The sequence below is a fragment of the Oceanicaulis sp. UBA2681 genome, from assembly GCF_002354675.1.
GTDB classification, from domain to species: Bacteria; Pseudomonadota; Alphaproteobacteria; order Caulobacterales; family Maricaulaceae; genus Oceanicaulis; species Oceanicaulis alexandrii.
Genome location: NZ_DEMB01000012.1, coordinates 125,019 through 151,605, shown reverse-complemented (window position 1 = coordinate 151,605; position 26,587 = coordinate 125,019). Strand labels below are relative to the sequence as shown.

The following is a 26,587-nucleotide window of genomic DNA, read 5'->3' as shown; positions in this document are numbered from 1 at the left end:
CTGAACGAGAGCGCTGATACCCATGGAACACATGTCTCTGGCGCAGGTCCTGGTTTACCTGTTCCTGCTGATCCCGCTGCAATTGCTGGTCTATGTCATTTTTGTGGGGGTCATCCTGAGTTGGCTCATCTCGTTTAATGTCGTCAACGCGCACAACCAGCTCGTCAGCACGATCTGGCGCCTGACCAGCACGATCACCGAGCCTCTGCTGCGCCCGCTGCGCAATTTCCTGCCGCCTCTGGGCGGTCTGGACCTGTCGCCGCTGGTATTGCTCTTGTTGATCATGTTCGTGCGCAACTGGCTGATCCTTGGACAAATCTTCCCCCGTCTCGGCTAACGTCCTGCCCGCGCAGGCCGCCGATGGCGGTCTGCGGTTGTTCGTCAGGGTCCAGCCCAAAGCCTCGCGCGCCGGCATAGGCGGTGTGCGCACGGGCGCTGACGGGCGGGTGCGTCTGACCGCGAAAGTGCGCGCCGCGCCTGACAAGGGCGCCGCCAATACAGAACTCTGCGCGTTGGTCGCCAGAGCGCTGGGGGCGCCCAAGTCCACGGTCAGCGTGATCAGTGGCGCGACCCAGCGCGAGAAAACCCTGTGGGTCGTCTCCGATGACGCCCAGGCCCTGCTTGACGCCGTCACAGCCTTGCTCCATGACCCCGCCCCATGACCGAGATCATCACGTCCTCCCGCGCGACCGCCAAGCTGATTGACGGCAAGGCCGCCGCCGCCGCCGTTGATGCCGCCGCCGCCGAGGGCGCGCGTCAGCTCGAAGCCGCCCTGGGCCGGCCGCCCTGCCTGGCCGTCGTGCTTGTGGGCGATGACCCCGCCAGCCAGGTCTATGTGCGCAATAAGGGCCGCCGCACCGAAGCCGCCGGCATGCGTTCGGTGGAGCATCGTCTGCCCGCTGACGCCAGGCAGAGCGATGTGGTGGCCCTGGTGCAGACGCTGAACGCGGATGATGGCGTGGACGGCATTTTGGTCCAGCTGCCGTTGCCCGAAGGTCTGGATGAGACCGAAGTCGTCCAGACCATCCGTCCGGACAAGGATGTAGATGGACTGACGGCGCAAAGCGCCGGAGCCCTGGTTCTGGGGGCGCCTGGCATGCGGCCCTGCACGCCGTCCGGCAGCGTGTTCCTCGCCAAACAGGCGCTCGGTGATCTGACGGGCAAATCCGTGGTGGTGATCGGCCGATCGATCCTGGTGGGAAAACCGGCTGCGCTGTTGTTTTTGGCGGAAAACTGCACAGTCACTCTGGCCCATTCACGCACGCAGGACCTACCCGCAGTCTGCCGTCAGGCCGACATTGTCATCGCGGCGGTCGGGCGTCCCAATCTCGTTAAAAGCGACTGGATAAAGCCTGGCGCTTGCGTCATTGACGTGGGCATCAATCGCGTCGAAGGAGAGGCTGGGAAATCCCGCCTTGTCGGGGATGTGGATTTTGACCAGGCTATTGAAACCGCAGGTTTCATTACGCCTGTTCCTGGCGGAGTGGGGCCGATGACCATCGCCATGCTGCTTGCGAACACAGTCGCCGCTGCAGCCAGACGGGCTAACGTATCCGTGCCAGACAGCGTCAAGGATGTTTTGCCGGGTTAAAACCTGCTTAAGCATGCATCCAGTAGTTTAGCGCCTAGCAGGAGAGAGTGATGCCGCAGCCCTTGTCGGTTCTTCATGTCGAAGATGACTTCGCTGATGCGATGTTGCTCCAGCACGCGCTATGCGATGCGGGCGGCTATGACATGGAGCTTCAGGTCGTCCGAACATTGCGGGATGCGCGTTTCAAGCTGTCTCGCAATTCTTATGACCTGATCATCGCTGATTTGCGCCTGCCTGACTCCACTCAGCCCAATGAGACGGTCAGTTTGCTCGAGCAGCAGGCTCGGGGCACGCCGATTCTGGTGCTGAGCGGGTCAGCGGGTGTGGACTCCCACCGAACCGGCGATCAGGTGAAGTTTCTCGATAAGAATGATTTCCTGAACAAGAACCTGGACGAGAAAAGCCAGGAATTGCTGTTCTGGGTCAAAAGCACGGCGCAGGGCCAAGGCGAAGGCGTTGTTCTTGATGATTCATCAGGAACCTACGAAATCTGACCTGAACTTGAGCTGGACGCAGAAGGCGCGCAGCCTATCTTGCGGGTTCATGACTGATTTAGCGACGTTTCCAGACGGGTTTCGGGCCTTGATCGTGGGCGCCTCCGGCGGCGTCGGCGAGGCCTTGACCACCCGGCTTGTGGATCACCCTCGATGTGCGCAGGTTTTCGCTGCCAGCCGCTCTGGCAAAGCCGTCGCCGGCGCCCAGGCCTTGTCACTGGATTTTGAAGATCCCCAATCGGTTGAGGCTGCGGTCGAGGCCGCCGCTGAAGCGGGTCCGCTCCATCTGGTGATCGTCGCCAGCGGGGTTTTGGCGGATGGCGAAGGGCGTGGACCGGAAAAGTCCTGGCGACAGATTGACGCCGCGTACATGACTGAGGTTTTCAAGGTTAACACGATCGGCCCGGCTCTGGTGGCGCGCTCGGCTCTGGACAAGCTGGCGAGAGGTCAGAAAGACGCGCCGCAAAAGGCTGTGTTCGCGGCCCTGTCTGCGCGCGTCGGCTCGATTTCAGACAACCGGCTGGGCGGTTGGCATAGTTATCGGGCCTCCAAGGCGGCGTTGAATCAGATCCTCAAAACCTGCGCCATCGAGTTGGCGCGCAAACGCCCTCATGCTGTCTGTATGGGGCTGCATCCTGGAACCGTGGACACAGCCCTCTCCAGCCCGTTTCAGGGCAATGTGCCCGACGGCAAGCTGTTTACGCCCGACTATAGCGCGGCGCGCTTGCTGGAGGTTGTGGACCAGGTGTCGGCGGACCAGTCAGGCTGCGTTTTTGACTGGGCCGGCCAGATTATAGACCCTTAAGTGCTTGAGCTTTTTAGCCGGAGGGGCTTTCCTACCTGAAGCTGACTTCAAGGAGGACATCATGACCGGCCACATCGATCCTGCACGAGACGCGTTCGCGCTGTTCAAGGATTTGCCGCGCGACCAGCCGATCCAGATGCTCAACCTGTTGCGCTTGCGTGAAAAAGCCGCTTACCCGGATGGTCGGGACGTGAGCGGATTCGAAGCATACAAAACGTATGGCAAGACGTCCGGGCCGATTTTCCGTCGCGTGGGTGGGACGATTGTCTGGCGTGGCGCGCCGCAACTCACCTTGATCGGCCCGGCTGAGGAAAGCTGGCATTTGTCTTTCGTCGCAGCCTATCCCAGCGCCGCCGCCTTTCTGGAGATGGTCACGGACCCGGTTTACCAGAGCGAGGCCGTGCCGCACCGGCAGGCCGCCGTTCTGGACAGTCGTCTTGTGCGCCATGCGCCGCTGGAGCTGAACTCGGAATTCAGCTGAATTTATTCTGACAGCAAGTTGAGCTGCATCGCCATCCGAACCAGGTGGGACAGGCTGCGCGCCTGCATTTTTTCGACCACCCGGGCGCGATGGATTTCCACTGTGCGGGCGCTGATGCCCAGCTTGTGCGCGACGACCTTGTTGGGGTGACCTGCGGCCACTTCAACCAGCACTTCGCGTTCACGCGGGGTCAGGTTTTCAAACCGTTCCCTCAGAGACGTCAGCGCCTGGCTGGCCTCAGCCTGTTGCTGACCGGCCTGCAACGCCAGCTCGACGCTTTCAAACAGGCGGTCTTCCTCATAGGGTTTCTCGATGAAATCGAGCGCCCCAGCCTGCATGGCGCGCACCGCCATGGGCAAATCGCCATGACCGGTGACGATGATGACAGGCAGGGTCGCGTTGCGGGTGCTCAGCTCCTCCTGAACTTGCAGCCCGGACAGCCCCGGCATTCGCACATCCAGCACCGCGCAGCCCGCCCAGTCTGGCGCATATTCGGCCAGAAAGGCTTCGCCGCTGTCAAAGGTCTTCACCTCATGACCGGCTGAGAGCAACAGCGCCTCCAAGGATTCGCGGGCGGCGGCGTCATCATCAACGACGTACACGAGGGGGGCTATGTCGGTCATGCTCTGTCTCCTGGCGTAATGACGGGCAGGCAGAAGCGAAAGACCGCACCGCCATCGGGGCGGTTCTCTGCGCAGATCTCGCCGTCATGGTCTGAAATGATGGAATGGCAGATCGACAGACCCACGCCCATGCCATCGGATTTACTGGTGTTGAAGGGCTGAAACAGTTTCGCCTGCTGGGCTTGCGACAGGCCGGGGCCCTGGTCGGCGACTTCGACCCAGATCTGATCATTGCTGCTCCAGCACGCCACATTGATGACGCCCTGCGCTTGTTCGCCCATGGCTTCCGCGGCGTTGCGGATGAGATTAAGCAATACCTGTTGGATGTTGACCCGCTGCAACAAGGTGTGCGGCGCATCCGGATCCAGCTCGCAAGATAAGGACAAACCGGCCGCGGCGACCGCCGGCTCGATCAGCGGCAGCGTGTCATGGATCACGTCATAGGGGCTGGCGAACTCGGTTTCTGATTCCCCCTTGTCGAGGAAGGTGCGCAAGGAGCGGATGATTTCACCGGCTCGGGACGCCTGCGAGATCGCCTTCTCGACCATTTGAATGGTGCGGGACTCGCCATCAAACTCTGTCCTGGAGAGGCGGCGGGCTGCGGCGAGATAGTTCATCACCGCAGACAGAGGCTGGTTCAGCTCATGCGCCATCGCCGAGGCCATCTCCCCCATGGCGCTGACGCGGGAGACATGGTGGAGCTCGCTTTGCAGGGCCCGCGCTCGCGCTTCAATTTCACGACGCACGCTTAGATCAGTGGCCAGCACCAAGAGACCGGTGCGATTGGCGTAGCGGATGCGGCTGGCGGACAGGCGCACCGGAATGCGCTCGCCCTCGGCGGTGACGGCGAATGGCGTTTCTGTTTCCGCCGCGCCCTCGCGTTGCACCTTTCGCCAGAACGCCGGGATTTCACCGGGGGCGCCGACAAAGAGGTCTTCCGCGCGCAACAGGCGTAATTGCGCCTCGCTATAGCCGAACAGCTCGCAGGTGCGCTTGTTCTCGTCGAGAACGAAACACGTTTCGGCGTCAATCAGGAAACCAGCAGCGTTCGAACCGTCGAACATGGCGCGGTAGCGCTGTTCGCTGTCGCGCAATTCCTGCTCGGCGCGTTTGCGCTCGGTGATGTCGCGGAAGGACACCACAGCCCCGGCGATCCGACCGTCATCCCAGATGGGCGTGCTGACATACTCCACCGGGAAGGACGTGCCGTCCTTGCGCCAGAACACATCGTCATAGATCCGGTGTATCTTGCCGTCGCGCGTGGCTTCATGAATGGGACATTCCACGCTGGGGAAGTGCCGCCCGTCGGCATGAGAATGGTGAACCAGCTCATGCAGGTTCCGCCCCAGCATCTCTTCCACCGAATAGCCTGACATGCGCGCCGCCGCGGGGTTCACAAAGGTTGAGATCCCTCGGTCGTCAATGCCGTAAATGCCGTCACCTGACGCCATCAGGATCAGATCGCGCTGGCGCCGGAACAGGTCAGCCGGATTCTCGCCTTTGCTCGGGTCTGTGTCTGACATGCGCGATCCTTTCCCCTCAGCCGACAGTTCTAGACCAGAAACTTCAGGTCTGACGAGAAGGTTGGGTACGCATAGGTCATCGTCGCCAGCTCCGAGGCGGTCATCCCGGTCTTCATGGCGAGCGTGAACAAATGGATCACCTCTTCCGCGCCATGTCCGGCCAGATGCGCGCCCAGGACCAGATCGGTCTCCGGATCAATCAGCACTTTGGCGAAGGCGACGGCTTCGGCGTAGGTCTTGGCGGAACGCCAGTCGCGCAAATCGTTGACTTTTATGACCGGATCAAAGCCCGCCGCCTTGGCGGCGGTTTCATCCAGACCGACGCTGGCGATGGCGGGGACCGTGTAAACAGCTGACGGGATGGTGGTGTAATTCGGTGTGGAGCCTGCGCCCAGAATGGCGTTCTCGCCTGCGATGCGTCCTTCATAGCTGGCGACCGGGCTGAGCTGCGGCGATGTGGCCAGCGCATCGCCCGCCACATAGACGGAAGGGTTGGAGAGGCTGCGCAAATTGGCGTCCACTTTAATCTGGCCGCGGTCTGAAGTAATGCCGCCAGCTTCCAGGTCGAGCGCCTCGACCGCGGGACGACGCCCGGCGCCATTGACCACCAGATTCGCGTTCAAAGACACGATCTCATCGCCGATGACGACATCGACCGTAAAGGAGTCCTCTTCTCGGGAGATGGACTGGACGCTGACGCCGGTATGGATTTTCACGCCCAAGCTGCGCGTATAGTCCACCAGCGTGTCCACCATGTCCGGATCGAGGCGCGGCAGTACGCGCGGCGCGGCTTCCAGGATTGTCACCCGTGCGCCGGCGCGGATCAGGACATGGGCGAATTCAAGCGCGATCACGCCGCCGCCGATGAAGACGACTTCGTCCGGCAGGGTCTCAAGGGTCAGAAGATCGTCACTGGTCCGTGTATGCGACCAGCCTTTGATCGGCAGGGTTGCGGGTTCGGATCCGGTGGCGATGACGATCTTGTCAGCCGTATAGGTTTCGCTGTCCACCTCGACGGCGTTCGGGCCGATGAACACCGCCTGGCCCGTGACCAGCGTCATGCCGCGATTGAGGATCGAGGATTTGAACATGTCGGGCACGCCGTCCACAAAGGTCCGCTCGCGTCGGATCAGGGCTGGCCAGTCGAGCTGGACCTTGCCTGTCGTGATCGCGTGCTCGCCAGCGCGGGCGATGACATCCAGACTTGCGGCGGCGGCGACCAGCACTTTCTTGGGGACGCAGCCGCGAATGGCGCAAGTGCCGCCCACATCGCGCGATTCAATCAAGGTGACGGATTTGCCTTCGCGATGAGCGATTCCAGCGGCGGCCATGCCGGCGTTTCCAGTGCCGAGAACCAGAAGGTCTGAGTGATGGGTCATGGGTCAGTCTCGCAATGTGTGTGGGGTCAGGCCGAGCTGCGCACGCCGGCGCGGCGCAGGGCTTTGACTTCGGACAGCAGATCCAGAAGCCGGGTTTGCAAAATATCGGTGGGGTCGAAGTTCCGGTCGGTGAAGCAGTGATATCGCATCACGCTGCGCGCCAGGGCGAAGCCCGCGCCCGCGGACGCCAGGGTCAGAAGGCAGAAGGGCGCGATATTCACCCAGCCCCAGACCCGGATCAGGCCGGCGCTTAGCGCCAGTCCGGCGGCCAGGCTGAACAGGTTGAGGGCGGCCAGAGACAGGCCTGCCCAATCCCGGTCACGCTGGATCACTTCCACATGACGCCATTCAAACACCACGTCCTGAACGCCTTCGATGACATATTGATCTTCATCCCGGGCCAGGCGCTCCGCCGCGATGGAGGCGCGCATGTTCACCCGGCGAAACAACCGGTCGAGCCCGTTATGGGTCTCAAGCCAGACCGCGCCTTCCGCCAGAGCCAGTCCCAGAGCTCCAACGCCCGCAGCGCTCAGGACAGCGGCGCGTATCTCGACGCCCAGGGCGTACAGCGCGACCAGCACAAGGGCGTACAGCGCGCCTGAGACAGGCAGGGTCAGACCGTGCATCAGCATCCAGCGCCGATAGGTGCGCTCGAACTCAGTGTCTGACGGGCGGGCGGGGCGGGTCATGATCTACTCCCGGAAACGGGGGAGGCGGGGGCTAGAGCCGCCGCTCTTCCTCCTTGATGGCAATATCGTTGACGCTGGATTCGCGGCGGCGCATCAGGCCGTCCGTGTCGAATTCCCATTGTTCATTGCCGTGCGAGCGGAACCATTGGCCGGTCTCGACCTGTTTCCACTCGTAAAAGAACGCGACAGAGATGCGGTTGCCGGTGAAGGCCCACAGTTCTTTTTTGAGTTTGTAATGATCCTCAGCGGACCATTTTTCGCGCAGGAAAGCCTTGATGGCGGCGCGTCCCTTGAAGAATTGATCGCGATTGCGCCATTCGGAGTCTTCAGAATAGGCCAGCGCGACGCGTTCAGGGTCGCGGCTGTTCCAGGCGTCTTCAGCAAATTGCACTTTGGCGCGAGCGGTCTCTTCGGTGAACGGGGGGAGAAGTTGGGTGGCCATTTTCTTATCTGTTCTTGTGTATTAGAGCCAAAACGAGGGTCCGGCGGAGATGGGGACGACCGCCGGACCCTCTTAGGACCCGTCCCTCGTGGAGGGGCAGACATTCAGGACGGGGATCGGGTTAGCGGCTGTAGGCCGCAGTGATGGCGCTGACCGTTTCATCGGTGTCGCCCACATGGTTGGCGATCATGCGGAAATTGGTCACGGCTGCGGCGTAGCCGTCATAGCCTGGCACCTGGGCGGCGGCGGTGGCGTCGGTGACGACCAGCACTTCAAAGCCTTGCTCGATCAGCTCGCGCATATGGGATTCGGTGCACAGGTTGGCGGACATGCCCGCCAGGATGACGCGGTCCACGTTCTGCTTGCGCAATTGCAGGACCAGATCGTTGGTTTCCGGGCCATAGACCTTGTGCGGCGAGGTCACCACGGTGTGGTCATGCTCGATATGCGGGCGATACTCTTCCAGCCAGTCAGCGCCCGAGCCTTCAAAGCCTTCAAGGTCAAGCGGACCGGCGCGATCGAACATGCCGATCGAATGCATCAGCGCTTCCAGAGCGCCCTCAAAGCGCCATTCATGGTCATGTTCGTAGTAATAGTGCGGCGAGACGAAGACCGGCATGCCGACCTCGTGGGCGGTCTCGAACAGGCGGCCGATATTCTCCACCGTGCCGTTCTCGGTGACGTTCTGACCCACGACGCCCCAGGTGACGCCGTCCGGGCTGAGAAAGTCGTTTTGCGGGTCGGTGACGACCAGGGCGGTGACGCCGCGCTCGATCTGCATGCCCGGATCGGGCAGTTGCGCGAGCGCCTGGCCAGTGAAAAGCGCGACGCCGGCGGCGGCGCCAGTCAGCACGGTGCGGGAGAAGGTTTTATAAGCACGCATGGTCCGTATCCTTTGTCTGTGAGCAAGGAAGTCTCCGGGGGGAGGAGGATGATTGCTCTGGGACAAGAGATACGCAGCTGACGCCGCTCGCATAATTCGTTTTTGTGCGTAAGGGGAATTCCCTAGACCTGATGCAGGATGGCGCGTCTTGCTGTGCTTTCAGGAGAGGTCGACAACCCGATCTTTACCTCGATTTGCTCGAATACCCCTATTACGGAGGGGACGCGTGAGCGGTCTATTTGAAATCCTGATCGCCATAACCAGCCTGTCGGCGAGTGCGATCCTGTTCTTGAATTTGCGTCATATGGCGCGGTTGAGGCGGGGCAGTCAGCTGATCGTTGGCGGATTGCTGGTGATCGGTGTTTCGGCCCTCATTGATTCCTCAAACGGTTTCGTACCGTATTCGCCAGGCCAGCTTGAACCGGTGCACGACTGGATCGAGGGCGTGTCTTATATCGGCGACGCTCTGGGGTTGTTTCTCATCAGCGTCGGTTTTTTCCGGTGGCTGCCGCTCTTGCGCCGGATCGACACCGAGATCTCTGCGCGCATGGAAGCCGAGAAGAGCCTGCAGCGAACCCTGGATCGCTCGCGCGAAATGAACCAGCTCAAACGCGAACTCGCGCAGGACCATCTCAACAAGGGGTGGAATTACGACCATATGACGCGCCAGGTGGTTCAGAGGCTCGCGGCGGCTCTGGATGTGGACGAAGCGGGTTTGTGGCTGTTCTCAGAGGATCGCAGCGCCTTGCGCCCGCATTGCGTCTGGAGCTCGACGGAAGGTGAAATTTTCAATGCGCCCCGACTGACCGAGCATAAGGCGCCTGAGGCCTTTCGGTTCGCCAGTCAGGGCGCCTATATCGATGCGGTCGAGATCAGCGCCGCTCACGAGGACGCCCGATCATTGGGCCAGGCGCTCCACAATGTCTCAGAAGGCGCTGTGCTCGCCGCGCCTATCTTGCAAGAACACAGCGTCAGCGGCGTTTTGAGCATTTGCAAGAAGGGCGAGCGCCATGAGTGGACGCCTGAAGAACAGGCGCTGATCTATGCGCTCGCCAATTACATCGTCGTTGCCGAACTGGTGCTCAACGCCCGCACTTTGACGCGGAGCGCGCGAGATGCGCAAAGCGCTGCTGAGCGGGCCAGCGAGGCGAAAACCGAGTTCGTCGCCAATGTCAGCCATGAATTGCGCACGCCATTGAACGGCATGCTGGGGCTGGTGCGGGTTCTGTCGGAAGCGGAGCTTGAGCCCGGTCTGCATGACAAAGTCGAGCTGCTTCAAGTGACGGGCGACCAGCTCTTGCGAGTTCTCAATGATCTCCTGGATCTGTCGCGTCTGGAGGCGGGCCGGTTTCAGCTTGAACCCGAGGCCATGGACCCGACACGCTTGCTGAAAGAGGTCAGCATGCTGTTCCGGCCGAGCGCTGAGGAGAAGGGCCTCACCCTGGACGAAGAGATCCTCGCTTTGCCCGCCAGCGTGGAGCTGGATCAGACGCGCTTTCGCCAGTGTGTATTCAATCTTTTATCCAACGCGATCAAATTCACGCAAACAGGCGGCGTCAGCTTGCATGCCTATGCCCAGCCTGTGTCTCAGGGCCAGTGCCGCATCACCGTCTCGGTTAAGGATACAGGTCCCGGTCTTGAACCGGCTGAGGTGAACAAGCTGTTTAACCGGTTCGAGCAGGGCGACGGGGATGCGGGTTCGTCAAAGAGCGTGGGATCAGGCTTGGGTCTGGTGATCACCCGCGAGCTGGCGCGGCGGATGGGCGGCGATGTGACGATTGAGAGCCAGCCTGGCGACGGGGCGTGCTTCACGCTGACCTTGATGGCTGGCATGCACGCAGATGAACCGATCATCGCGTCGCATGTCGATACATCCCATCCTGGTGCGGCCACGCTTGCAGGGGCGCGCATCCTTTTGGTGGATGATAATGACATCAATCGTATGGTTGCCCGTTATATGGTGGAGCCGACAGGCGCTGAAGTCACCGAAGCCGCTTCCGGGGCTGCTGCGCTGCGTTTGTTCTCAGACGAGCCTTATGACCTGGTGCTGCTCGACGCCAGCATGCCGGTCATGTCGGGAGAAGAAACGCTCAGCCGTTTGCGCGCCATGAACGAGGCGGGGGCGCAGGTGCCCGTCATCGCGTTGACGGCCCATGCGGGACAGGGCGAGCGTGAGCGGTTTCTCGCCATGGGCATGGATGATTACATCCCCAAACCCATTGTCGAGGATGAGCTGATCGCCGCCTGTGAGCGTTGCCTGAAACAGTCACACCCCGCCTGACCGCGAACCTTCAGGTTCGCAAGGCCAACGGCCGCCCGCAGCTTCAGCGAGGATCGACCGAGCGGAGGCGAGGGAGAACAGGCGTCGCGCCAGAACCTTCAGGTTCGCAAGGCCAACGGCCGCCCGCAGCTTTAGCGAGGATCGACCGAGCGGAGGCGAGGGAGAATAAGTAAGAAGTGGTGCCGCATAGGTGACTCGAACACCTGACCCCATCATTACGAATGATGTGCTCTACCAACTGAGCTAATGCGGCGCCGGAACCAGGCGAAAGCCTGCCTCGGAGGGCGCGGAAACTAGCCTTGAACGGCGATGGGGGCAAGCCGGTTTTGCCAGCTGGAATGAGTCTGGCTCAGGCTTTGCCGAAGTCTTTGACCTTGTCGACGATGGGCGCAGCCAGGGTGTCGAAAAAACTGCTGAGATGATCGGCCGGTCGGGCGGCCGCCGCGTCATTGCGGATCAGGATGTCGGCGTATTCCTTGTTGGGCGACGTCCATTCATGATGCATGGGCCGAACGGTGCGCAAATACTGGTGGACGACAGAATGCGAGGTGCGTCCCCGCTCGTTCACATCACGCAGGAGGCGGCGAGCCAGGCGGATATCGTCGGGCGCTGACACATAGACCTTCAAATCCAGGCAATCGCGTACGGCTTCATCGCAGAACAGATGGATGCCTTCCACGATGATCACATCCGCTGGCGCGATGGTGCGTGTGTCGCTGCGGCGGCGGTGAATGGTGAAGTCGTAGATCGGACCCTTGATGCTCTTGCCGGTTTTCAGCGCGGCCAGATGCTTGGCCAGCAAAGCATGGTCACGCGCCTGAGGATGGTCGAAATTGAAGTCTGAGGGGTCAAAATCGGGCTTCGAGCCGTGATCGGCGTAATAATCATCTTCTGACAGGACCAGAGCGCTCAGCGGGTTTGCAGCACGGGCGGCGGAGCGCGCGATTTCGGTCTTGCCTGAGGCTGAGCCTCCGGTCACGCCGATGATCAGGCGCGGGCGAGCTGAAGCAGATGCGGTCATGAGCGTTGAGAAACCCTAGATGTCGCCATCGGATGCGCCGGGATCGTCCGGCGCGGGACCGGGTACATAGAAGCTCGGACCGGATTTGTCCTCGCCCGCACTGCGCTTGCTTGCATCGTTTGCAGTGGGGCGTGCTTCGATCAGCATGGCTTCAGGCGCGGCCGCAGCGGCGATCTCATAGCGTTCATGACGCGGATGGATCAGCAATGCGTGCCGGCCCCAGCTATCCACCATCCGTTTCCAGTCAGCGTCGGTATAGAGAAACGCTTCTCCAGCTTCGTTTATGTCAGACCAGTCCGCTTCAGCGGGGGCGTGCGAGGCGCGCGCCATCCAGCGCTGGGCCTCTGCATCCTGACCTTCGAGTTTGGCGAGACGGGCGGCGAGGGCGCAGGCGCGCGCTGAAACCGGCCCAGTTTCTAGCACGGGTGTCAGAGCGGCGTGCGCGGCTTCGCGATTGCCCTGATCGAGCGCGGTCTCCAGCAGCAACAACCGGCTCTCGCGATGATCAGGATTGCGTGCCGCCAGCTCACGCAGGCGTTCAGCGCGTTTGGCCTTGGTGTCAGAGCGTCTGAGATTGGAGAAGGCCCGCGCCAGCGCAGGGTGCGGCGCATGCTCCCAGGCGGTTTCCAGAAGATCTGCGGCCCGGCGGTGGCGTCGTTGTTCGGCGAGCAATCGGCCTGCCAGCTCGGCGGCGGGCGCAAAGCCCGGCGAAGCCGTCGCGGCGCGATCCGCGAGTTTTGCGGCCAGCTCAGGGTCCGTGGCTTCGATCCGGCGCGCTTCGGCGGTCAAAAGCACCGCGCGCATCCGGGCGGCTTCAGTGCGATCAACATGGCCGCGGCGTTCGCCTTCGCTCAGCGTAGTTTCCGCCTTCGCCCATTGGGCGGCGTTCACCTGGGCTTCAAACAAGGCGTCAAACGCCCAGCGGGCCTGCCCGGCCTGATCGAACGCGTCCGCAGCGTGTGTGAGCAGGGCTTGAGAATCAGACCGATTCTGGGCGATGCCCACCAGCCCGCGCTGGGCGACCAGCCGGGTTTTGGCGTCGCTGAGCATGGCTTCGTAATGAATTTGCGCGCTTTCCAGATCGCCAGCGGCTTCTGCGGCGCGGGCCGCCAACAGGCGTGACAGGGCGGGACGGTCCAGCAGCGCTTCGGCGCGAGAGGCTTGCCGGACGGCCAGATCGCCCTGACCGGCGGCGGAGGCGATCAGAGCGCGCTCCAGCGCGTCAAAGCCCTGATCGCGGCGTCGGCGCAGGGAGAAGCGTTTCCAGGCGTCGGGCGCAGCCCAAAGTTTGGCGATGACCCACCAGGCGACGACCAGCAAGAAGGTGGCGACCAGCAGCGCGCCCAGAGCGAGCGCGAAGGGCGCCTGGGCGTTCATGCCCAGGAAGTCGATGGTCACCACGCCCGGATTGTGCGTCAGGAAGACCGCCAGCATGGCGGTCAGCACGCACAGGATGACGGTTAGGATCAGGCGGATCATGGCTTATCGCGCTCCGTCTTGCTCGGCCTGTCGGTTCAGGGCGGCGCGCATGTCATCCAGCACAGCGTTCAAGGCTTCGCGTTTGCGCGCCTCGGTCAGCCAGCTCTCCAGCGGGACTTGCGCCGCCTCGGCGTCCAGCGCTTCGGTCTCCCGGATCGCCTGGCTCAGCGCGCCTTGCTGCAGCAGGCCGACAATCCGGTCTGCGGCGCCGTGATCATCACCGGCGCGGCGCACTTCGATCACGCCCCAAAAGCGCTGGGTCTGACCCAGGGCTTCGCGCACCGCCTGGGCCGGGAAGCTGTCGGTGAGATCGTCCAGAGTGGGCGCGCCCGTGCGCGCAGGCTCGGTCAGCGCGATCAGATGGGCGCGATTGGGCCAGATCTGGCTCAGCATGGCGTATTCCATGGCGAAGGGCTGGGCCTGGGCCGCCGCTTCGGCAAGGTCTGAAAAGGCCAGCGCCTGTCGCGCCAGAGAGACCGAGGCGGTCTGCGTCTGGCCGGTTTGCGTTTCAAGCCCTTCAATCAGGCTTTCCAGCGCATCCATCCGCGCCGCCAAAGCCTGCGTATCGCCCGCTCCGGCTTGCAGGTCGCGCACAGCGCTTTGAAGGGCTGCAAGATCAAGACGGAGCGCGGACAAGGCGTCCGAGGAAACACCGGTTGTCTGGGGCGCCGCCCGGTCATCAGGTTGAGCGAGCGCTTGTTGCAGGGCCGATTGCGCGGTCTGGGCGGCGGCGAGCGCCGTCTGCGCGTCGTCAGCGGTGGTGTTGAGCTGGCGTTCAAGGGCCTGCAGACGCGTATTGATCTGATCGCTGAGACCCGCGCCGCCCTCGGCGCCGGGCTCGAGCGCTTCAAGATCGGTGCGCAGGGCCGCGACATCCCGGATCAGCTGCTCGAAAGCCTCGGTGCGCAAAGGTGCGCCGGCGGTCTCTTCCTCGACGGTTTCCAGTCGGTTCTGAAACGCAGCGAGTTGGTCCGCTGAAGCGGTCTGAGCTTCCAGCGTTTCGATCCGGCTTATCAGGGCAGGGTCAGTGGCGCCTTCACCGGACGCTGGCAGATACCGGCCCAGAACCCAGCCTGCGCCGCCCCCTATGCCCGCAGCCAGCACGGTCAGGCCGATAAACGCGAGGACAGGCGTTTTGCCGCCGCCCGACTTGGCGGCTTTTGGCTTTTTGGTCTTGGATTTTCCGCGTGAGCCGCCGCTATCCGGCGCGGGCTCGAACTCGGCGTCGACCGGTTCTGCAGCGTCTGGGCGGGGAGTGTCGGCGCTCATGATGTCCTCGGGGGCGCGGGGCCAGTTGTTTCGTGTCGACAAGTCTAGGCTGCGTCGTGTCGCGACGCCACCATCAGCGCGTTTCGCCGCACTGCTTTTCCAGCGCGTCAAACAGCGCGCTTTCATCGGGGCGCGCGGCGATGCTCAGCCTTAAAACGCCGTGACGGCGTAAAGGTTCAGCCGCGGCCTCTGAGATCGCGATGACAGGCGCAGCGCGCAGCGTTTCAGTTTGACCCGCTGTCTGCGCCAGCGCCCAGAACCGTTCCGCGCCTTTTGCGGAGTGGATCAGCACGCACGCCCCGGTTTCAAGAGCGTTCCAGACCGTGTCAGGCAGCGCGGCTACAGGCTCGGCGGCGTAGAGGATTTCAGAGCGGGCGCTCAGGCCGTGCGCGTTAAGCTCAGTGCTCAGATCGCCGGTCTGATCGAACCCGCGCACATGAAGCACCCCGCCTTGCGGCGGATGCTTGCGGATCATCGCCAGCAGGTCGCGGGCGTCGCCGCGGGCGCTTGTGACGTGCTTAAAGCCAGCGTCTGACAGACGCGCCGCCGTTATGTCGCCGACAGCGATGACGGGCGTGCTGCGATCAGATGTGGCGTTCGCCAGACAGGTTGCGCCAAACGGGCTGGTGACCGCAATCAGGCCGACGCTTTCAAGGTTCAGCGTGACAGGGTGCGCCGTCAGATGGGCGGTGGCGGCGTTGATCGTCTGAAAGCCGCGTTCGCTCAGCGCCGCGCAGGTGCGCGCCGCGCCGGGCTCGGCCCGTGTGACCAGCACGCAGGGTTTGGACACGGCGCTCACAAATCAGCCCGTCTCGGCGACGATCCGCGCCAGCGCATCCCCGCCCGCGCGTTTCACCTCAAGACCCAGCTCATAGCCCAAAAGGCGTGCGGCGCCGGGATCAAGCTCGGGCAATTGCGTGCGGGTTTCATTCGCCCAGCGTTTGGAGCCGTCCGGGGTTAGCGCTTCGCCACGCAAATGGATTTCCAGGTCGTCGAGCGTGGCATGGGCGGCGATGGGGGTGCGGCATGACCCGTCCAGCGCCTGCAGGAAACCGCGTTCAGCCGCGATGCAGATCTGGGTGGTCAGATGATTGAGCGGCTCCAGCGCGCGCCGCGCCTCGTCGTCGTCTGAACAGATCTCGATTCCGACCGCGCCTTGCGCCGGGGCCGGGATGACGGCTGACAGCTCCAGCGGCGGCAGCTCGCCCTGTTCGCGGCCCAGGCGCCGCAAACCGGCGCGCGCCAGGAAAGTGGCGTCCATCTCGCCCGAGCGCAGCTTTTCAAGCCGGGTGTCCACATTGCCGCGAAGCAGCACGATGTTCAGGTCCGGGCGCAGGGCCAGGGCTTGGGATTGCCGCCGGATCGAGGCGGTGCCCAGCGTCGCGCCTTCAGGCAGGTCTTCGATCCGGCTGATCCCGTCGCGCGTCAAAAGCACGTCGCGGGGGTCTTCACGCTCCAGCACGCAAGCGATCTCGAGGCCTTCGGGCAGGGTGGTCGGCACGTCTTTCATGGAATGCACGGCGAAGCGGGCCTTGCGATCCAGCAAGGCGCGCTCAAGCTCCTTGGTGAACAGGCCTTTGCCGCCCGCCAGCAGCAATGCGCGGTCGGTAATCTTGTCGCCCGTGGTGGTCAGCCCCAGAATCGGGAAGCTCTCTTCGGGCTCTTTTTCGCCATGGGCGCGGGCGAGCCGGGCCTGAACATCGCGGGTTTGCGCCAGAGCCAGGGGCGAGGTGCGGGTCGCAATCGGCATATTGAACAGGTTCACGACAGACGCACTCCTTCACGCGCTTCAAGGTCTCGCCAGCAGAGGCTGATGATTGCGCCGAAACGCCAGCGAGGGTACTGCAAGGTCATGGCGTTATCCCATGATCAAGTCCACCCGCAACCGGGCGCGGCGCCGCAGGGCGCTTTAACCGTGCTCGGTCTGGAATCGAGCTGCGATGACACCGCAGCCGCCGTGCTGCGCCGTCATGGCGATGGCCGCATCGAAGTTCTGGCCGAAGCGGTGGTGGGACAAAACAGCGCTCACGCCCCATTTGGCGGCGTGGTGCCCGAGATCGCCGCTCGCGCTCATGCCGAGCGTATGGACGGTCTGGCTGCAGGCGTGCTGAAAGAGGCGGGGCTGAGCCCGTTTGATCTCGATGGCGTCGCGGCGACCGCCGGACCGGGCCTGATCGGCGGGGTGATGGCGGCGCTAATGACCGCCAAGGGCATCGCGCTGGGCGCTGACCTGCCCTTGCTGGCGGTGAACCATCTGGAAGGTCACGCCCTCTCGCCGCGCCTGACGCACGCTCTGGCCTTTCCCTATCTGCTGCTTCTGGTCTCGGGCGGGCATACCCAACTGGTGATCGTGGAAGGCGTGGGCCGGATGACGCGGCTCGGCTCCACGCTTGACGATGCGGCGGGCGAAGCGTTCGACAAGACCGCCAAGGTCATGGGGCTGGGTTTTCCAGGCGGCCCGGCGGTTGAGCGTTTTGCGCAAGACGCCGAAGCGCCGGACCGTTTTCCCCTGCCGCTGATGCTGGCGCGCGACGCAACGTGCAATTTTTCGTTCGCGGGCCTGAAGACTGCGGCGCGGCGTCATTGGGACAGCCTTGCGGCGCCTGATGATCACGATCGCGCCGACCTCGCCGCATCCATGCAGGCCGCGATCGCGCGTCATCTGGCGCAGCGGGCGGGTCGGGCGATGGGCATTTTTAAGTCCCGCTTTGAGTCTCTGGATAACCCATTGCCGCTGGTTGCGGCGGGCGGAGTGGCGTCCAACACCGCTGTGCGTGAGGCGCTTGAGGCCGAGGCGCAGCGCCATGGGTTCGAGCTGATTGCGCCGCCGCTGAAATACTGCACCGATAACGCGGCGATGATCGCGCTGGCGGGTGCGGAGCGACTGGCGTTAGGTCTGACAGACGGGCTCGACGCGCCTGCGCGGCCACGCTGGCCGCTGGATCAGGACGCCGCCGCACACGATCCCGCCAGCGGGTCGGGCCGAAAAGGGCCAAAAGCGTAAGCGCGCGAATGAAGGGGACGGACATGGCGAGTTATCAAACCATCGGCGTGATCGGCGCGGGCGCCTGGGGCACCGCGCTCGCCCAGTCCGCGGCTCAGGCGGGCCGCTCTGTGAAAATCTGGGCGTATGAGCCGGAGGTGGTCGAGGCGATCAACACCGTTCATGAAAACACGGTCTTCCTGCCCGGCGCGCCGCTCAATCCCGCCATCACCGCCAGTTCCGATCCGGCGGACCTGTCTGATTGCGACGCCTTTTTGATGGTGGCGCCGGCCCAGCACGCGCGCGGCATCCTGAAGCGGTTCGCCCCGCACATTGCTCAAGGCGCGCCGGTTTTGCTGTGCGCCAAGGGATTTGAGCGCGAGAGCCTGGCTTTGATGACGGATGTCTTGCGAGAGACCGTCCCGCACGCAATTCCCGCCGTGTTGTCTGGTCCCAGCTTTGCGATTGATGTGGCGAAAGGCCTGCCGACGGCGGTGACTTTGGCGTGCGAGGATCGCGACACGGGTGAAGCGCTGATGGAGGCTGTGGGGTCGCAAACCTTCCGCCCCTATTGGTCGGGCGACCTTGTGGGCGCGGAAGTCGGGGGTTCGGTCAAGAACGTGCTCGCCATCGCCGCCGGCATCGTGGAAGGCCGGGCCTTGGGCAAATCCGCCCATGCGGCGCTGATCGCCCGCGGCTTCGCCGAGATGACCCGCCTGGGGCTGGCGCTGGGCGCGAAACGCGAAACCCTGACCGGCTTGTGCGGTCTGGGCGATCTGGTGCTCACCTGTTCTTCGCCGCAATCGCGCAACATGTCTTGTGGACTGGCGCTCGGGCAGGGCCAGACGCTCGAAAGCGTTCTGGGCGCGCGCAAGGCGGTCACCGAAGGCGTCACGACGGCGCCCGCCGTGGTGGCGCTGGCGAAGACCCAAGGTGTCGACATGCCCATTTGCGCCGCGGTGGACGCGGTGCTGGCGGGCCGCATCAGCGTCGATGACGCGATACAGGCGCTGCTCAATCGCCCGTTCGGGCCTGAAACTGACTGATCAGGGAAAGACTTATGCTGTTTGCCGTCACTTGCACCGACCGTCTGGGCGCGCTGGATATGCGCTTGAAACACCGCTCCGAGCATTTGCTTTGGGCGTCTGCGGAGGACGCGCCCGTCAAGATGGCGGGGCCCTTGTTGAGCGCGGAGGGGGACCCGGTCGGCTCGCTTCTGATCGTCGAGGCTGAGGATGAAGCGGCGCTGCGCGATATTCTGGCCACGGACCCCTACGCCAAGGCGGATCTGTTTTCAGACGTGTTCTGGATTCCGTTCAAATGGACCGTGAAGGCGCCGGAGGGTCTTTAATGTCTGACGAGACCGAAACAGTTCTCCCGGAACCGGGCACGGTGCTCAAAACGCTGAGCGAGATTCCCGATCCGGGCGGTCTGCCGGCGGATTTCGAACCGACGCCGATCGTCATCCTGCGCACGGGTGAAACGGTCACGGCGTATCTCAATGTCTGCCCGCATGCGGGCCGTCCGTTCTCGTTGCCTTCGGGCAAGACTTTGGTCAGCGAAGGCCGGTATCTCGTCTGCCCGTTTCATGGCGCGAGCTTTGACGTGACCACAGGCGCCTGCGTTGGCGGGCCTGCGGGTAAGTCCGTCCTGAAGCCGGTTGCGGTGACAGTGGTGGATGGTCAGGTGGTGGCGGCGTGAACGCGCCAGCTGCGGTTAGCGGCTGAAGAACGCCGTCACATCCTGGATCACCGCCTTGCGCGCCGCCTGAACGATGGTCGCGCCCTTCTCAGGCGTCGCCTGGGCGGGGTCTGAGCCGATCCGGCCGTCGGGGAAGGTCTTGCGGTAATTATCCGCATCGGTGAAGCGCCCGTTAGGGGCGATCTTCGGGCTCATCACCACGTCTTTGACGTGTTCGGGATAGGCGTAATACGTCACCGACACTTCAGACGCGGTGGCGTGACTGCCCTCGCCCACTGGAAACAGCGAGCGGCACACATCCATGACTCCGGGCAGATCCCACCAATTGCGTTGCATCAGCTCATACGGGCAGGCTTCACCGTCAAACGACCAGTTGGAATAGCTTTCCGCGAACGCCGCGCCGATGGTGGCGATATTGCCGCCATGCCCGTTGAGGAAATAAATCTTCTCAAAGCCGTGCCGGGCGAGAGAGTCGATCCAGTCGTTGAGCGCGGCGATCATGGTGGTCGGCCGCAAGGTCATCGAGCCTGGAAAGCCCAGATGATGCTGGGCGACGCCCACATTGAAGGTGGGGCCCACCAGGACGCCAGCCTCGTCGCCGGCTTCGCGCGCAATCACCTCCGGGCAAATCGCATCCGTGCCGATCAGCCCGTTCGGACCATGCTGTTCTGTGGAGCCGATAGGAATGATGATGCCGGTGCTGGTTTTCAGATAGGCTTCGATTTCAGGCCAGGCGGCGGTGTGCAACAACATGAAGCAGGCTCCGGACAAGACGACGATCACAGGACTGGATACCAGACGCCGTCCGTTCACAAGCGCGCGTAACACGTTCGTCTGTCTTGCGAGGACGCGGCGCGTGGCGCACATCTAGGCAAAATAATAAGCCCGAGGGAGGAGCAGACCATGTCCGAGACCGTCATTGGAGTGCCGCAAAGCTTTGCGGACGCCAAGATCAATGCTGAGCGTTATGCCGACATGTACGCGCGCTCGATCAACGACCCTGACGCGTTCTGGGCGGACGAAGCCAAGCGACTGGACTGGTACACGGAGCCCACGAAAATCTCGGACGTCTCCTTCGCCAAGGACAGCCTGCATATCCGCTGGTTTGAGGACGGGGTCCTGAATGTCAGCTATAATTGTATTGACCGGCATCTGCCCAAACGCGCCAACAAGGTCGCGCTGATCTGGGAAGGTGATAATCCGGCCTTTCATCATTCGATCACCTACGCCCAGCTGCACAACCATGTGTGCCGATTCGCCAACGAGCTGAAAAAGATCGGCGTCAAGAAAGGCGACCGGGTCACGCTGTACATGCCGATGATCCCCGAGGCCGCCTACGCCATGCTGGCCTGTACGCGCATTGGCGCGGTGCACTCGGTGGTGTTTGGCGGGTTCAGCCCCGATGCGCTGGCGGGCCGGATCAATGACTGCCAGTCAGAGTTCGTCGTCACCGCCGATCAAGGCGTGCGCGGAAACAAGGGCGTGCCGCTGAAAGCCAATGTGGACAAGGCGCTCGAGCAGGCGCCGGGCGTGAAGGCGGTTTTGTGCATACGCCATACCGGCGCCCAGGTGCCGTGGGTCGAAGGCCGCGATTTCTGGCACCATGATCTGGCGCTGGAAGTGGACGCCAAGTGCGAGCCTGAACCCATGAAGGCGGAAGACCCGCTTTTCATCCTCTACACCTCGGGCTCCACCGGCAAACCCAAGGGCGTGCTGCACACCACGGGCGGCTATCTCGTCTGGGCCTCGATGACCCATGAATACACGTTTGATCATCGCGAGGACGACGTGTTCTGGTGCACCGCCGATGTGGGGTGGGTGACTGGGCACACCTATATCGTGTACGGCCCGCTCGCCAATGGCGCGACATCCTTGATGTATGAGGGCGTGCCCACCTGGCCGGGGCCTGATCGGTGCTGGCGGATCGTGGCCAAGCACAAGGTCACCACCATCTACACCGCGCCCACAGCCATTCGCGCCCTGATGCGCGAAGGCGACGAGCCGGTGAAGAAGCATGACCGCTCAACCTTGCGGCTGCTCGGTTCGGTCGGCGAGCCGATCAACCCAGAGGCCTGGCGCTGGTACTATGAGGTGGTGGGCGACAAGCGCTGCCCGATCGTCGACACCTGGTGGCAGACCGAGACCGGCGGGCATCTGATCACGCCGCTGCCGGGCGCGCATGCGCTCAAGCCGGGCTCTGCAAGTTTCCCCATGTTCGGCGTGCAGCCGGCTTTGGTGGACACGGAAGGCAATCTTCTGCCTGACGAGGGCGCACAGGAAGGCAATCTGGTGCTGCTGGGCAGCTGGCCGGGCCAGATGCGTACGGTCTATGGCGACCATCAGCGCTTCGTCGAGACCTATTTCTCCACCTATGAGAACATGTATTTCACCGGCGACGGCGCGCGCCGGGACGCGGATGGATACTGGTGGATCACCGGCCGGGTGGATGATGTTCTGAACGTGTCGGGTCATCGCCTGGGCACCGCCGAGATCGAAAGCGCGCTGGTGGCCCATGACCTGGTCGCCGAAGCGGCGGTGGTCGGCTATCCCCACGACGTCAAAGGCCAGGGCATTTATTGCTATGTCACGCTGGTGGCGGGGCTGGAGCCGACGAGTGAGACCGAGAAAACGCTCAAGGCCCATGTGCGTCAGGAGATCGGGCCGGTGGCCACGCCCGATGTGATCCAGTTCTCGCCCGGCCTGCCCAAGACCCGGTCGGGCAAGATCATGCGCCGGATTCTGCGCAAGATCGCCGAGGGCGAGTACGACAAGCTGGGAGACACCTCGACCCTGGCTGATCCGGGCGTGGTCGACGATCTGATCGAAGGTCACAAGATTTCGACCGGTCAGTCCTAGAACGCGGTCGCGACGCCTCATCTGGAGGTTATGGTTTGTGGGGTTATGGGGCGGGTTCATTGCCCCATAACCCCACTTTTTGTAAGCGCGCCGGGGTCGCATCCCGCCGCGGTCGTCCTGCGTCTAGATACAGCGCATCAAAACCATAAGAACGGACGACCTCATGCGATATCTCCCCTATTGGGCTGGCGGCTTCATGCTGCTGCCCTTCGTGCTCTGGGCCGGTCTTTTCATGGCCTTTCCCGGCGACAAACCCGGCATCACCGATGCGCCGCTGACCGTGTCTCTGGTGGCGGTGTCCGTGCCGTTGGTGCTGTTTCACTACATTGCCGGTTTGGGCTTTGTGGCCAACTCCATGGGCGGACGCGCAGGGGAGGTCCTGCCGGTCTGGGGCCCGGCGCGCTGGGTGCAGCGGGCCATGGCGCCGCTTACGGTGGTGCTGTCTGTGCTGGCGGTCGCCTTTCTCCGGCAGGCGGGTGAAGGCTGGATCACGGCGCTGGCCGTGGGTCTGGGCGGTCTTGTGATGGCGGGCGTGATGGTTGCGGCGCGCCGTCCCACGCGCTCAGCGGTGCTGCATGTCCGGCCTGCCGAGTGGCTTGATGCAGCTGTGTCGGGCTTTGCCCGTCTGTTGCTTCATGTTCCGGTTCTGGGTGGTTTATTGCGCGAAGCGGGGCGCGATCCCCATCGCGGCGTGCCGCTTCTTATGCTGAACCTGGCGCTTTTGTTGGGGGTTCTGGTGGCGGTGTTCGGTTTCACCGTGCTGGTGATCCCTGCGCTCCTGGCCCTGCCGTTTGTGTTTTATGTGCTGCTCGTGCTGGCGTCCGGCTAGGCGAGGCTAGTCCGCCGGGCGCCCGTCAGGCCCCGGCGGAACCTTGTTGAGGTAGAGCGACAGATACGCCTCGAGCGCCTTCACCAGCTCGACGAACATTTCATCGACGCCTGATGGATCGCGCATCTGGGCGCACCGCGTCTCGATGGACATGAAGATCTCGACGGTGAACCGGCCGACGAGTTTGGGATCTCCGCCGGAAAATCCGTCCATTCCCTGCGCCCAGCGATCACTCAGCATGCCGGCGACCTGGTCGATCATGGCGGCCTTGGCGTCGCGCAATTGCTGGCTGGATTGCATCACCAGCAAGAGTTTCCAATAACTGGGATTGTCCACCAGGAAGCCATGCAGCCGTGTGATGATCGACCCGGTCACCTCGCGCCAGTCATCCCATCCCGGTTGTGACTTGGCGAGGGCGTCCTCGATGACGGCGATGATTTCCTCGTTCAGGTCTTCAAACAGATAGGCGAAGACCGCCGAGACATTCTTGAAATAGCGATACACCGAGCTGACGGGTACGCCGGCGCGATCGGCGATCAGATTTGTGGTGATCGCCTCCGCCTCCATCTCTTCCACCAGCGCTTCCGCGGCGGTCAGTATGGCGTCAAGCCGTTGGCGCGCACGGCGCTGCTGGGGTTTGTCGCGCAACCGGGTTTGTCGCGGCGCTGCGTCATTGGCGGGTGTTCCGGGCACGAGATGATCCTTGCTGTCCAACGCCAGTAACTAGTGTGGCTTGATCCGTTTTGCAAAATGAGAATAGTATTCTGTTTCCGAAACCGGACAGAGGGCGAAGCCCCGTTGGTTTCAAGGGGGAGGAATACACATGAAACATGCGCTCTTTTTCAGCGTATCCGCCGGTGTGCTCGCTTTGTCGACGCCTCTGGCGCCGGCTCTGGCTCAGGAGGGTGTGTCCAATACAGGCGTGGACACGATCACCGTCACGGCCCAGCGACGCACCCAGGACATTCAGGACGTTCCGCTGGCCATCGAGGTGGTGACGGCGGAAAATATCGACGCTATCGCCGCAACCAATCTCAGCGATCTGGATCAGTTCGTTCCCGGGCTGAATGTGGGCGGCGGCAGTCCGACCCAGCCGCGCTTCGCCATTCGCGGCGTCTCCACATCTGATTTCGGCGTCGGCACGGATCCGGCAGTCGGCGTCTATGTGGACGGCATTTATGCGGCGCGCTCCGGCGCGTCCCTGTTGGCGTTCAATGATGTCAGCCGGGTCGAGGTGATCAAGGGACCGCAGGGGACCTTGTTTGGCCGCAACTCGGCGGCCGGCGCCATCTCGATCACCTCAAATGCGCCTTCGGAGGACGTGGAGGCCGAGCTGGCCTTGCGGATCGGCGAGAACAATCTGCGGCGCTTTGAAGGGCTGGTGAACATCCCCTTCGCCGAGGATTTCGCCCTGCGCATGAACATGGTGGTCAACAAGCGCGACGGTCTTCTGACCGATGCCGTGACCGGCGAAGACTATGACCGTCAGGACAATTGGGCGGTGCGCGCGGCGGTCGGCTGGACGCCGGGCGAGATGACCGATGTGGTGTTCCGCTATACCCGTGAAAAGCTCGATGAAGACGGCCGCGCCGCCATCGGCATCACGCCCTTGCCAGCGGCGCCCGGACGTCCGCCGGTGCCGGTGGATGTCACCGCGCTTCTCAACCCGTTCGACACCCCCATCACCAATGATGTGCGGGGCAATATCGAACAGCGCGATCTGGATGAAGCCTCCTTGCATGTGACCCATGATTTCGGGGCCTTCACCCTGCAATCGATCTCCGCTTTCCGGTATTTTGAAACTTCAAACCGTCAGGACGAGGACGGCACCAACCGGATCGAGCTTTATTTCGACACCAACAATATCGAGCAGAACCAGAGCTGGTATCAGGAGTTCCGCCTGTCCGGCGCGAATGACCGTTTCGACTGGGTCGCAGGCGTCAGCTATTATGATGAGAACGCCACCCAGGTCAGTGAAACCGGCGCCTTCACCAATTCGATTGAAACCGCCTTGTTCAATCTGGGGGCCGGCACGCCGTTCAGTGATCTGGAAAACGGTTTGTTGATCCCGTTTGGTCTGCAGCAGCGTCTGCTGGGCCATGAATGGACCGAGTCCATGTACAATCGCGGTGATTTCTCGGCCTTCGCCGCCTTCGCCGATGTGGAATGGCGTCTGACAGACCGGTTCTCGCTGATTGGCGGTGCGCGCTATACGCGCGATGAAAAGACCTTCTCCTGGCTCAACGGGCCGCGAATGGCGCCGGATCTGGATCAGGCGCTGGCCGAGCTGGACGCTTTGGGCGTGCTCGGACTGGCGGGCGTCAGCCCGGCCGATTTCGGGTTTGACATCGTGTTTGATCTGTCCGGCGTGGCGGGCCTTGCCTGTGACAACGGCGTGACCGTGGCTGAAGGGGTTCTGTGCGAACGGTCTGACAGCTGGGATGATATCAGCCCGCGTCTGGTGGCGAACTTCAACGCCATGGACAATCTGCTGCTCTTTGCCTCCTACACTCAGGGCTACAAGGCGGGCGGCTATAACAGCGTCGAGGTCGGCTCGCGCTTTGAAAATGAAGATGTAGACAATTTCGAAGCGGGTCTGAAATGGACGGCGCCGGATCGCTCCATGCGTATCGCCGCCTCGATCTTCCATTATCTGTACAAGGACAAACAGGCTGTACGGCTGGTCGCCAATGTGGGCGGATCCGGCGTGCCGCAATATGTGGTGGAGACCAGCGATGAGACCGGAACTGGCGTGGACTTCCAGATCGACTGGGCGCCGCTTGCGGGCTTTGAGGCCTATCTGAACCTGCAATATATCGACGTCACCTTTGACGAGCGGATCACCCGATCGGGCCTTGATCTGTCCGGACAGCCGACCGGCACGCCGGAATGGTCACTCTCGACAGGGGCCAGCCAAACCTGGGCGCTGCCGAACGGCTCAGAGTTCGAAGTCCTGGGCGCTTACGCCTACACCAGCGAGAACCGCTGCAATGAGGAAGCGCGCCAGCAGCTTGGCTGCGCGGTGATCGCCGGCATTCAGAATGGCGAAGCCCAACACCGGCTCGATCTGCGGGCCTATTGGCGTGACAGCGCTGATCGGTTCCAGCTTGGCGCCTACGTCAACAATGTCTTTGATGAGCAATATCTCGACGGCGTGGGCAGTCTGACCGCGGACACCTTCGGCACGACGCACGCCCAGATCACTCCGCCGCGCATGTGGGGCGTGGATCTGCGGATCCGCTACTAGACCTTTTAAAG

Annotated in this window: 27 protein-coding genes and 1 tRNA gene; 14 read left to right on the top strand and 14 right to left on the bottom strand. The window is 62.9% G+C overall.

Features of this window, described 5'->3' with window-relative positions:
- Positions 1–22: 22 nt before the first annotated feature.
- From B3M53_RS10255 to B3M53_RS10230, 6 genes are all read left to right on the top strand, one after another.
- Complete coding sequence (locus tag B3M53_RS10255; protein ID WP_022700952.1) at positions 23–337, top strand: YggT family protein; 315 nt, start codon at positions 23–25, stop codon at positions 335–337.
- Positions 309–662 carry a DUF167 family protein gene (locus tag B3M53_RS10250; RefSeq protein WP_286800344.1) on the top strand — a complete coding sequence of 118 codons (354 nt, stop codon included), beginning with the start codon at positions 309–311 and terminating at the stop codon, positions 660–662. Before B3M53_RS10255 ends, B3M53_RS10250 begins: the two co-directional genes overlap by 29 nt.
- A complete protein-coding gene (gene folD / locus B3M53_RS10245; RefSeq protein WP_286800343.1) occupies positions 659–1,591 on the top strand; it encodes a bifunctional methylenetetrahydrofolate dehydrogenase/methenyltetrahydrofolate cyclohydrolase FolD in 933 nt (310 codons plus the stop codon). Before B3M53_RS10250 ends, folD begins: the two co-directional genes overlap by 4 nt.
- Positions 1,592–1,641: 50 nt before the next feature.
- Positions 1,642–2,085 (top strand): response regulator, encoded by a 444-nt coding sequence (locus B3M53_RS10240; protein WP_022700955.1) that lies wholly within the window; start codon positions 1,642–1,644, stop codon positions 2,083–2,085.
- 49 nt (positions 2,086–2,134) lie between these two features.
- Positions 2,135–2,890, top strand: a complete 756-nt coding sequence (locus B3M53_RS10235; protein WP_286800342.1) for an SDR family NAD(P)-dependent oxidoreductase — start codon at positions 2,135–2,137, stop codon at positions 2,888–2,890.
- Positions 2,891–2,951: 61 nt separating this feature from the next.
- Positions 2,952–3,371 (top strand): DUF1330 domain-containing protein, encoded by a 420-nt coding sequence (locus B3M53_RS10230; RefSeq protein WP_286800341.1) that lies wholly within the window; start codon positions 2,952–2,954, stop codon positions 3,369–3,371.
- Positions 3,372–3,373: 2 nt separating this feature from the next.
- On the opposite strand, the gene B3M53_RS10225 is transcribed toward B3M53_RS10230, so the two are convergent.
- The 6 genes from B3M53_RS10225 to B3M53_RS10200 all read right to left on the bottom strand — a co-directional run bounded on the left by B3M53_RS10225 (position 3,374) and on the right by B3M53_RS10200 (position 8,910).
- Positions 3,374–3,994 (bottom strand): response regulator transcription factor, encoded by a 621-nt coding sequence (locus tag B3M53_RS10225; protein ID WP_286800340.1) that lies wholly within the window; start codon positions 3,992–3,994, stop codon positions 3,374–3,376.
- Entirely contained in the window at positions 3,991–5,517 is a 1,527-nt protein-coding gene (locus B3M53_RS10220) for a PAS domain-containing sensor histidine kinase (protein WP_022700959.1), read from the bottom strand. The genes B3M53_RS10225 and B3M53_RS10220 overlap by 4 nt, the downstream gene beginning before the upstream one ends.
- 29 nt (positions 5,518–5,546) lie before the next feature.
- Positions 5,547–6,896, bottom strand: coding sequence for a dihydrolipoyl dehydrogenase family protein (locus B3M53_RS10215; protein ID WP_286800339.1), 1,350 nt, complete (start codon positions 6,894–6,896; stop codon positions 5,547–5,549).
- Positions 6,897–6,922: 26 nt separating this feature from the next.
- Positions 6,923–7,585, bottom strand: a complete 663-nt coding sequence (locus B3M53_RS10210; RefSeq protein ID WP_022700961.1) for a hypothetical protein — start codon at positions 7,583–7,585, stop codon at positions 6,923–6,925.
- 31 nt (positions 7,586–7,616) lie between these two features.
- Positions 7,617–8,027 (bottom strand): nuclear transport factor 2 family protein, encoded by a 411-nt coding sequence (locus B3M53_RS10205; RefSeq protein ID WP_022700962.1) that lies wholly within the window; start codon positions 8,025–8,027, stop codon positions 7,617–7,619.
- Positions 8,028–8,148: 121 nt separating this feature from the next.
- Entirely contained in the window at positions 8,149–8,910 is a 762-nt protein-coding gene (locus tag B3M53_RS10200; RefSeq protein ID WP_022700963.1) for a cysteine hydrolase, read from the bottom strand.
- 226 nt (positions 8,911–9,136) lie between these two features.
- Here B3M53_RS10200 and B3M53_RS10195 point away from each other — a divergent pair, with 226 nt between their 5' ends.
- Positions 9,137–11,191 carry a hybrid sensor histidine kinase/response regulator gene (locus B3M53_RS10195; RefSeq protein ID WP_286800337.1) on the top strand — a complete coding sequence of 685 codons (2,055 nt, stop codon included), beginning with the start codon at positions 9,137–9,139 and terminating at the stop codon, positions 11,189–11,191.
- A 177-nt stretch (positions 11,192–11,368) separates the two neighbouring features.
- Here B3M53_RS10195 and B3M53_RS10190 read toward each other — a convergent pair.
- The 6 genes from B3M53_RS10190 to hemC all read right to left on the bottom strand — a co-directional run bounded on the left by B3M53_RS10190 (position 11,369) and on the right by hemC (position 16,725).
- A tRNA-Thr gene (locus B3M53_RS10190) sits at positions 11,369–11,444 on the bottom strand.
- Positions 11,445–11,540: 96 nt separating this feature from the next.
- Complete coding sequence (udk, locus tag B3M53_RS10185; protein WP_022700965.1) at positions 11,541–12,212, bottom strand: uridine kinase; 672 nt, start codon at positions 12,210–12,212, stop codon at positions 11,541–11,543.
- Between the two features lie 15 nt (positions 12,213–12,227).
- Positions 12,228–13,691, bottom strand: coding sequence for a heme biosynthesis protein HemY (locus tag B3M53_RS10180; protein WP_286800336.1), 1,464 nt, complete (start codon positions 13,689–13,691; stop codon positions 12,228–12,230).
- 3 nt (positions 13,692–13,694) lie between these two features.
- Positions 13,695–14,960 carry a hypothetical protein gene (locus B3M53_RS10175; protein WP_286800335.1) on the bottom strand — a complete coding sequence of 422 codons (1,266 nt, stop codon included), beginning with the start codon at positions 14,958–14,960 and terminating at the stop codon, positions 13,695–13,697.
- A gap of 73 nt (positions 14,961–15,033) precedes the next feature.
- Complete coding sequence (locus B3M53_RS10170; RefSeq protein ID WP_286800333.1) at positions 15,034–15,750, bottom strand: uroporphyrinogen-III synthase; 717 nt, start codon at positions 15,748–15,750, stop codon at positions 15,034–15,036.
- A gap of 12 nt (positions 15,751–15,762) precedes the next feature.
- Positions 15,763–16,725 carry a hydroxymethylbilane synthase gene (hemC, locus tag B3M53_RS10165; RefSeq protein WP_160092965.1) on the bottom strand — a complete coding sequence of 321 codons (963 nt, stop codon included), beginning with the start codon at positions 16,723–16,725 and terminating at the stop codon, positions 15,763–15,765.
- Positions 16,726–16,812: 87 nt separating this feature from the next.
- On the opposite strand from hemC, the gene tsaD reads away from it, so the two are divergent.
- From tsaD to B3M53_RS10145, 4 genes are read left to right on the top strand one after another with little or no spacing between them, the layout of a single operon-like run.
- A complete protein-coding gene (gene tsaD, locus B3M53_RS10160) occupies positions 16,813–17,964 on the top strand; it encodes a tRNA (adenosine(37)-N6)-threonylcarbamoyltransferase complex transferase subunit TsaD (RefSeq protein ID WP_286800332.1) in 1,152 nt (383 codons plus the stop codon).
- 23 nt (positions 17,965–17,987) lie between these two features.
- The gene (locus tag B3M53_RS10155; protein WP_286800329.1) at positions 17,988–18,989 is read left to right on the top strand and encodes an NAD(P)H-dependent glycerol-3-phosphate dehydrogenase; all 1,002 of its coding nucleotides are present in this window, start codon (positions 17,988–17,990) and stop codon (positions 18,987–18,989) included.
- Positions 18,990–19,003: 14 nt separating this feature from the next.
- Complete coding sequence (locus tag B3M53_RS10150) at positions 19,004–19,294, top strand: YciI family protein (RefSeq protein ID WP_107711868.1); 291 nt, start codon at positions 19,004–19,006, stop codon at positions 19,292–19,294.
- Positions 19,294–19,644 carry a Rieske (2Fe-2S) protein gene (locus B3M53_RS10145; protein WP_273144167.1) on the top strand — a complete coding sequence of 117 codons (351 nt, stop codon included), beginning with the start codon at positions 19,294–19,296 and terminating at the stop codon, positions 19,642–19,644. The genes B3M53_RS10150 and B3M53_RS10145 overlap by 1 nt, the downstream gene beginning before the upstream one ends.
- Before the next feature lie 15 nt (positions 19,645–19,659).
- On the opposite strand, the gene B3M53_RS10140 is transcribed toward B3M53_RS10145, so the two are convergent.
- A complete protein-coding gene (locus B3M53_RS10140) occupies positions 19,660–20,397 on the bottom strand; it encodes a creatininase family protein (protein WP_028284640.1) in 738 nt (245 codons plus the stop codon).
- Between the two features lie 150 nt (positions 20,398–20,547).
- Here B3M53_RS10140 and acs point away from each other — a divergent pair, with 150 nt between their 5' ends.
- Positions 20,548–22,500, top strand: a complete 1,953-nt coding sequence (acs, locus tag B3M53_RS10135) for an acetate--CoA ligase (protein WP_286800327.1) — start codon at positions 20,548–20,550, stop codon at positions 22,498–22,500.
- A gap of 163 nt (positions 22,501–22,663) precedes the next feature.
- The gene (locus tag B3M53_RS10130) at positions 22,664–23,329 is read left to right on the top strand and encodes a hypothetical protein (RefSeq protein ID WP_022700976.1); all 666 of its coding nucleotides are present in this window, start codon (positions 22,664–22,666) and stop codon (positions 23,327–23,329) included.
- A gap of 6 nt (positions 23,330–23,335) precedes the next feature.
- Here B3M53_RS10130 and B3M53_RS10125 read toward each other — a convergent pair whose 3' ends face one another.
- Positions 23,336–24,022: a TetR/AcrR family transcriptional regulator gene (locus B3M53_RS10125; RefSeq protein WP_156861416.1), complete on the bottom strand. Its 687-nt coding sequence runs from the start codon at positions 24,020–24,022 to the stop codon at positions 23,336–23,338.
- Between the two features lie 130 nt (positions 24,023–24,152).
- Here B3M53_RS10125 and B3M53_RS10120 point away from each other — a divergent pair, with 130 nt between their 5' ends.
- On the top strand, positions 24,153–26,576 hold the full coding sequence (locus B3M53_RS10120) for a TonB-dependent receptor (protein WP_286800324.1): 2,424 nt from the start codon (positions 24,153–24,155) through the stop codon (positions 26,574–26,576).
- Positions 26,577–26,587 lie beyond the last annotated feature (11 nt).

Coding starts and splice junctions, on each gene's coding strand:
- B3M53_RS10255 (WP_022700952.1), top strand. CDS start 23: ATGGAACACATGTCTCTGGCGCAGGTCCTGGTTTACCTGTTCCTGCTG.
- folD (WP_286800343.1), top strand. CDS start 659: ATGACCGAGATCATCACGTCCTCCCGCGCGACCGCCAAGCTGATTGAC.
- B3M53_RS10240 (WP_022700955.1), top strand. CDS start 1,642: ATGCCGCAGCCCTTGTCGGTTCTTCATGTCGAAGATGACTTCGCTGAT.
- B3M53_RS10235 (WP_286800342.1), top strand. CDS start 2,135: ATGACTGATTTAGCGACGTTTCCAGACGGGTTTCGGGCCTTGATCGTG.
- B3M53_RS10230 (WP_286800341.1), top strand. CDS start 2,952: ATGACCGGCCACATCGATCCTGCACGAGACGCGTTCGCGCTGTTCAAG.
- B3M53_RS10225 (WP_286800340.1), bottom strand. CDS start 3,994: ATGACCGACATAGCCCCCCTCGTGTACGTCGTTGATGATGACGCCGCC.
- B3M53_RS10220 (WP_022700959.1), bottom strand. CDS start 5,517: ATGTCAGACACAGACCCGAGCAAAGGCGAGAATCCGGCTGACCTGTTC.
- B3M53_RS10215 (WP_286800339.1), bottom strand. CDS start 6,896: ATGACCCATCACTCAGACCTTCTGGTTCTCGGCACTGGAAACGCCGGC.
- B3M53_RS10210 (WP_022700961.1), bottom strand. CDS start 7,585: ATGACCCGCCCCGCCCGCCCGTCAGACACTGAGTTCGAGCGCACCTAT.
- B3M53_RS10205 (WP_022700962.1), bottom strand. CDS start 8,027: ATGGCCACCCAACTTCTCCCCCCGTTCACCGAAGAGACCGCTCGCGCC.
- B3M53_RS10200 (WP_022700963.1), bottom strand. CDS start 8,910: ATGCGTGCTTATAAAACCTTCTCCCGCACCGTGCTGACTGGCGCCGCC.
- udk (WP_022700965.1), bottom strand. CDS start 12,212: ATGACCGCATCTGCTTCAGCTCGCCCGCGCCTGATCATCGGCGTGACC.
- B3M53_RS10180 (WP_286800336.1), bottom strand. CDS start 13,691: ATGATCCGCCTGATCCTAACCGTCATCCTGTGCGTGCTGACCGCCATG.
- B3M53_RS10175 (WP_286800335.1), bottom strand. CDS start 14,960: ATGAGCGCCGACACTCCCCGCCCAGACGCTGCAGAACCGGTCGACGCC.
- tsaD (WP_286800332.1), top strand. CDS start 16,813: ATGGCGTTATCCCATGATCAAGTCCACCCGCAACCGGGCGCGGCGCCG.
- B3M53_RS10155 (WP_286800329.1), top strand. CDS start 17,988: ATGGCGAGTTATCAAACCATCGGCGTGATCGGCGCGGGCGCCTGGGGC.
- B3M53_RS10150 (WP_107711868.1), top strand. CDS start 19,004: ATGCTGTTTGCCGTCACTTGCACCGACCGTCTGGGCGCGCTGGATATG.
- B3M53_RS10145 (WP_273144167.1), top strand. CDS start 19,294: ATGTCTGACGAGACCGAAACAGTTCTCCCGGAACCGGGCACGGTGCTC.
- B3M53_RS10140 (WP_028284640.1), bottom strand. CDS start 20,397: ATGTTGTTGCACACCGCCGCCTGGCCTGAAATCGAAGCCTATCTGAAA.
- acs (WP_286800327.1), top strand. CDS start 20,548: ATGTCCGAGACCGTCATTGGAGTGCCGCAAAGCTTTGCGGACGCCAAG.
- B3M53_RS10130 (WP_022700976.1), top strand. CDS start 22,664: ATGCGATATCTCCCCTATTGGGCTGGCGGCTTCATGCTGCTGCCCTTC.
- B3M53_RS10120 (WP_286800324.1), top strand. CDS start 24,153: ATGAAACATGCGCTCTTTTTCAGCGTATCCGCCGGTGTGCTCGCTTTG.